The organism is Denitrificimonas halotolerans (genome assembly GCF_034259425.1).
Lineage (GTDB): Bacteria > Pseudomonadota > Gammaproteobacteria > Pseudomonadales > Pseudomonadaceae > Denitrificimonas > Denitrificimonas halotolerans.
This window is the reverse complement of the sequence record NZ_JAXIVU010000036.1, coordinates 1-5490: the sequence shown is the minus strand read 5'-3', so window position 1 is coordinate 5490 and position 5490 is coordinate 1. Positions and strand designations below refer to the sequence as shown.

Annotated in this window: 4 protein-coding genes; 3 read left to right on the top strand and 1 reads right to left on the bottom strand. The window is 43.7% G+C overall.

Translation table 11 applies throughout. The features are described from left to right. Positions 1-399: 399 nt before the first annotated feature. The 3 genes from TOI97_RS13035 to phrB all read left to right on the top strand — a co-directional run bounded on the left by TOI97_RS13035 (position 400) and on the right by phrB (position 3740). A complete protein-coding gene (locus TOI97_RS13035; RefSeq protein ID WP_321554564.1) occupies positions 400-975 on the top strand; it encodes a prolipoprotein diacylglyceryl transferase in 576 nt (191 codons plus the stop codon). Between the two features lie 351 nt (positions 976-1326). Beyond that, positions 1327-2286, top strand: coding sequence for a YbgA family protein (locus tag TOI97_RS13030; protein ID WP_321554563.1), 960 nt, complete (start codon positions 1327-1329; stop codon positions 2284-2286). A gap of 2 nt (positions 2287-2288) precedes the next feature. Next, positions 2289-3740: a deoxyribodipyrimidine photo-lyase gene (gene phrB, locus TOI97_RS13025; protein ID WP_321554562.1), complete on the top strand. Its 1452-nt coding sequence runs from the start codon at positions 2289-2291 to the stop codon at positions 3738-3740. 41 nt (positions 3741-3781) lie between these two features. Here the strand turns inward: phrB and brnQ are convergent, their stop codons facing one another. Continuing rightward, a complete protein-coding gene (gene brnQ, locus TOI97_RS13020; RefSeq protein ID WP_321554561.1) occupies positions 3782-5122 on the bottom strand; it encodes a branched-chain amino acid transport system II carrier protein in 1341 nt (446 codons plus the stop codon). Positions 5123-5490: the final 368 nt, after the last annotated feature.

Genomic DNA, 5490 nt, shown 5'->3' with positions numbered 1-5490 from the left:
TCATTTTGTTTGAGAATTGCCATAATCTGGCTCTCAGTGAATTTTGATTTACGCATAGAAAACTCCTTGAGTTCATATTAATGGAATTTTCTACAAATAGCCTCTGTGGTTTTGAGGGGGGATTACACAGCCTCATAACTCTTAAGCGCTCAACAACCTAAACAATCTATGCAATACTCTCTCCAACAGCAGAGAATCATATTCTGAAAAAGTTCTACACCACAGACCGCTCCTCCTATGGCTACACTACAAATGCTACTCATTTATTGCACGGTCTGAAAAGAATAACCGCTTAATTTAATCTATAGACTCACAATGCTGGTACACAATGTGTAATAATGTTGTTGTATTTGCTTTTAAATACGATGCACCTATAAAAAGATATAATGGAGATCAACTATGCAAAAGCCTTTCGTTACAGCACTTCTGCTTGCGGCCACCCTTGGTTTAGCTGCTTGCGATAGCGAGCCACAAGATAAGTTGGATGCAGCAAAAGAATCCATGTCAGATGCTGTTGAGTCAGTCAAAGAAGCAGCCAAAGACACTAAAGAAGCCGTTGTAGAAAAAGCTGAGCAATTATCGGAGTCAGCTAAAGAAACCACTCAAAATGCTGTGGAAAATACCAAAGAAGCCGCAGCTGCAGCAGGTGAAAAGCTGGACAACGCTGTTGATACAAGCCAAGAAAAAACAGCTGAAGTAAAAGAAAACCTAGCTGAGAAGGTTAATGCTGCCGAAGAAGAAGCCTCTGAAACAAAAGAAAATATTGCTAACGAAATTGATGAAGCTAAAGAAAATTTAGACAATAAAGTCGATGCAGCTAAAGATGCAGCACAAGAAGAAGCAAGCGCAGCACAAGAAGAAACTAAAAGCTTAAAAGATAGCGCTAAAGACACCTTAGACAACATCAAGAAAGACAGTAAAGATGCTGTAGATGCTGCTAAGTCAAAAATTCATGACATGACTAAGCCTGAATAAATCTTAGCTGTAAGTATAAAAAGCCCACGTTCGGTTATTCAAAACCAGCGTGGGTTTTTATTATGTTGAAGTACATATTCAGTGCTGACAAAAAACCACAATACTTTTTAATAGGGTACTGACTTAGCTGATCACTATAACTTTAAACGAAATTCAAGCCTCTAGCCATGCTGTTAAACAAGATCAGACACGCCATAAGCTCAGAAGCCCCCCAAGCTAGTACAATCTACGCACATAAAAAACGCCTCAAGAGCCTCACCTATATATGCAGTCAATGCATCAAGTAGCAAACAAACCAGCAACTGGGCTGTTTGCGCCCCCTCCCGCCCCATACTATAAATAAGGTTTACTATGAACAATCCAAAAGACCGTATTAAAGTAGGCATTAGCGCTTGCCTATTAGGAGCTCCTGTTCGTTACAATGGCGGCCACAAACAATCCTACTTATGCAAGGATGTGCTCAGTCAATACTTTGAATACATTCCCATCTGTCCAGAAGAAGCAATAGGTTTAGGCACCCCACGCGAACCTATTCACCTCATTGGTAATCCTATCAGTCCGCGCGCGGTCGGCACAGTGAACCCCGAGTTGGATGTTACTGAGCGGTTGACAACCTTTGGTCAGCATACCGCTGCAAGACTTAATGATCTATGCGGGTATATCTTGATGCAAAAATCCCCCTCCTGCGGTATGGAGCGAGTTAAGGTCTATCAAGCACCTAAACACCCAGTCCTGCATAAAGGTGTTGGCTTATTTGCTGCAGCCTTGATGCAAGCACAACCCAATCTACCCGTTGAAGAAGAGGGGCGGCTAAACGATCCAGTCTTACGGGAAAATTTTATCACTCGAGTGTTTGCTTACGCAGAATGGCGGCAACTCTTAAAAACAGGCTTAAGCCGTAAAAAGCTGTATGATTTTCATGCTCGCTACAAATATCAATTAATGGCCAACAGCCCCTCTGACTGCGCTGCATTAGGACGCTTGTTAGCCAATAACCAACGCGTACGTCTAGGTGTTTTAGCTACCAACTACTTCAGTTATTTTATGTCTGCCCTGAAAAAAATTGCCAACCGTGGCTCACATACCAATGTGCTTCAGCATATCAGTGGCTATATAAAGCAATCACTCAGCGCAGATGAAAAGCAAGAACTGCAAACATTAATTACTCAATATCGTACAGGAGCCGTACCACTGATTGCGCCACTAACCCTATTAAAGCACCACTTGAAACGTCATCCCAACCGCTATATCACTAATCAAGTGTATTTGCAGCCCCACCCTGAAAATCTTGGTTTAAGGAATGCAATTTAATAGTGCACACTGCTCACTCTACACAACTACTCTGGCTACGCAATGATTTGCGGACACAAGATAACACTGCACTCAATGCTGCTTTACAGGCAGGGCCGACTATCGCGATCGTATTGATTAGCCCACTACAATGGCAAACACATCACGATGCCGCCTGTAAAGTCGACTTCTGGCTGCGTAACTTAGCTGAACTGCAACAACGTTTATCCACTCTTAATGTGCCCTTAGTCATACGCTCGAGTGAGCTCTGGCAAAAAGCACCTGCAATCATCGCAAAAGTATGCCAAAAATTTAATATCCAGGCTGTTCATGTCAACACTGAATACGGCTTTAATGAAGCTCATCGTGATCAAAGCGTCAGCACTACCTTAGCTAACCAAAACGTTTTATTTCACTCACATTTAGATCAACTGTTATTTAAACCGGGCAGTATACTCACCCAAAACGGCACTTATTTTAAAGTCTTCAGCCAATTTAAAAAAGCTTGCTATAAAAGCCTGTATGACCACTTACCAGCATGCCTTGACACACCACACCCACAATCTCCTTTAACAATCAACAACGATGTAATACCACAACACATTGATGGCTTTACTGCAGTGGACGCAGGATTACAAGCTCTATGGCCAGCCGGAGAAACAGTAGCTTTGCAACGCTTAGCCGCTTTCAACAATAACGCCATCACTGATTATGCCAAACAACGAGACTTTCCTGCCTTGCACAGCACTAGCCAACTGTCACCCTACTTAGTCAGCGGTACACTCTCGATACGCCAATGCTTACATGCTGCCTTGGCCATCAATCAAGGTGAGTTTGAATCAGGTCAGTCTGGTGTTATCACTTGGATCAATGAGTTGCTCTGGCGTGAGTTTTATCACCACGTTTTAGTGGGATACCCTAAAGTTTCATGTAGTCGCGCTTTTAAAGCTCAAACCGAAGCTATACCCTGGCGCGATGCGCCAGCAGACTTACTCGCTTGGCAACAAGGCCAGACGGGCTTTCCCATCATTGATGCCGCCATGCGCCAACTTTTAGCCACAGGCTGGATGCACAATCGCTTACGTATGATTGTTGCAATGTTCTTAACTAAAAATTTATTGATCGATTGGCGTAAAGGCGAGCGCTTTTTTATGCAGCATCTCATTGATGGCAATCTAGCAGCCAATAATGGGGGTTGGCAATGGAGCGCTTCCAGTGGCACAGATGCAGCACCTTACTTCCGCATTTTTAATCCTATCAGTCAATCCAAACGCTTTGATCCCAATGGAGATTTTATTCGTCACTGGCTGCCTGAGCTCAAACACCTTAGCGCTAAAGCAATCCACTATCCCCAGTTAGAAAATATAAGCTTAGCTAGCACCATTTCTTATCCTAAACCCATCGTAGATTTATCAACTAGTCGCGCACGAGCAATTGATGTGTTTAAAAGCTTACCACCGATACTGACCGAGTAACACTAATCTACAAGTGCTTTGACAGCTCACCACAGACAGAATCAAGGTGATATGTTCTCACTTTTAGGGCTGACATAATAACGGTCCACGACCACCAAACCTAACATTACGACCACTGATGGCACTAACCATCCCATTTGCTGCGCAGCCAAGGGAAGCTGATTAAATACATCAGGCACAAGGTTCGAAAATCCAGCTGCTGCCAAGCCATCCACTAGGCCAAAGATCAAGGTCACGGCCATAGTACCGCGAAAAATTAACGCAGAAGAACGCCAAAAGTGATCCAGTAAACTCAGCGCTACCAATACGATCGCCAATGGATACAGCCCCGTCAATACTGGAATGGAGATCTGAATCAACTGATCTAAACCTTGGTTGGATACAGCCCAGCTAAAAACAACGAAAAAAACCACAATGTACTTATAAGCAATGCTCAAGCGTTCACTGAAAAACTCACCACATGCCACCAGCAATCCCACAGCAGTAGTTAAACAAGCCAAACCGATCACCACAGCCAATAATAAGTTCCCTATTGGACCAAAAACATGCTCCACGTACAGTGCAAGAACCTGTCCACCATTTTGCGCATCATTGGCAATCTCTTGACTGGTTGCTCCTAAGTAAAACAAAGATAAGTACACAGCCGACAACCCCACTGCTGCAATCAGCCCTGCAAACACAGAGAAACGGGTGATCAAACGCGCTTGCTGCACACCTTTACTGCGTATTGCTGTAGCAATAACCACACCAAAGGCCAAAGCACCAAGCGCATCCATAGTTAAATACCCATGTAAAAAGCCTTGCAACCAAGCCTCATCTTGATACAAAGCTTGAGCCTGCCCTACTTCACCTGCCGGCTTGAAAATTGCTGCACCACCTAAAGTCGCCAAAGCTATCAACAAAACTGGAGTAATCAATGTCCCAATGCGGTCTATCATTTTATTTGGACTGATCGCCAGATAAAGCACTAAAGCAAAATATAAAGTGGAGTAAACAAAGAGCCCCGTGCCGCTATTACCAAAAAAAGGCACAACTCCAATCTCATAAGACACCACTGCCGTACGTGGTGTGGCGAAAAAAGGCCCAATAGCCAAATAGACTGCCACAGCAAGTACCGTACCTGCCACTTTGCCGAGCGGTAAGGTCAAAGTTGCAAGCCCACCACCGACCCGCGCCAAAGCCACAACAGTCATCAAAGGCAAACCAACGCCCGTTACTAAAAAACCAATGGCAGCACGCCACACTTCGGTGCCTGCTTGCAGCCCTGATTCGGCCGGAAAAATAATATTGCCTGCGCCTAAAAATAAGGCAAAAGTCATAAAACCTAAGGCAAGTACATCGCGCAGACTAAACGCCGCTGATGTCGCTATAGAGGTGTGCATAAGGTTCCTTTAGTTTAAAAATTCAAATAAGGTGCACAAGTCTAAAGCACTGGACATAATGTACAAATAATTTAGATCATTCTTCATCTTTTTTACCAAAATCGCGGAAAGCCTCGTGTTTTTAGTACGAAGATGGATAGCGAGTGCTGCTAAAGTCTTTGCAACACAAGCTGTGCACCAACATTATATGCAGCATCATGAAGCACACCAAAACATTAAAAGTCCGAGTACGAGACGGACATTTGGAGTGAACCCCTAAAGTTGGACTAAACTTTCAACTGGAAGGGTTCACAATGAAAAGACCGAAACACACCAAAGCTTTTAAAATAAACGCGGTACGAAAATACCTTAAAGGGCATTTAAGTAGT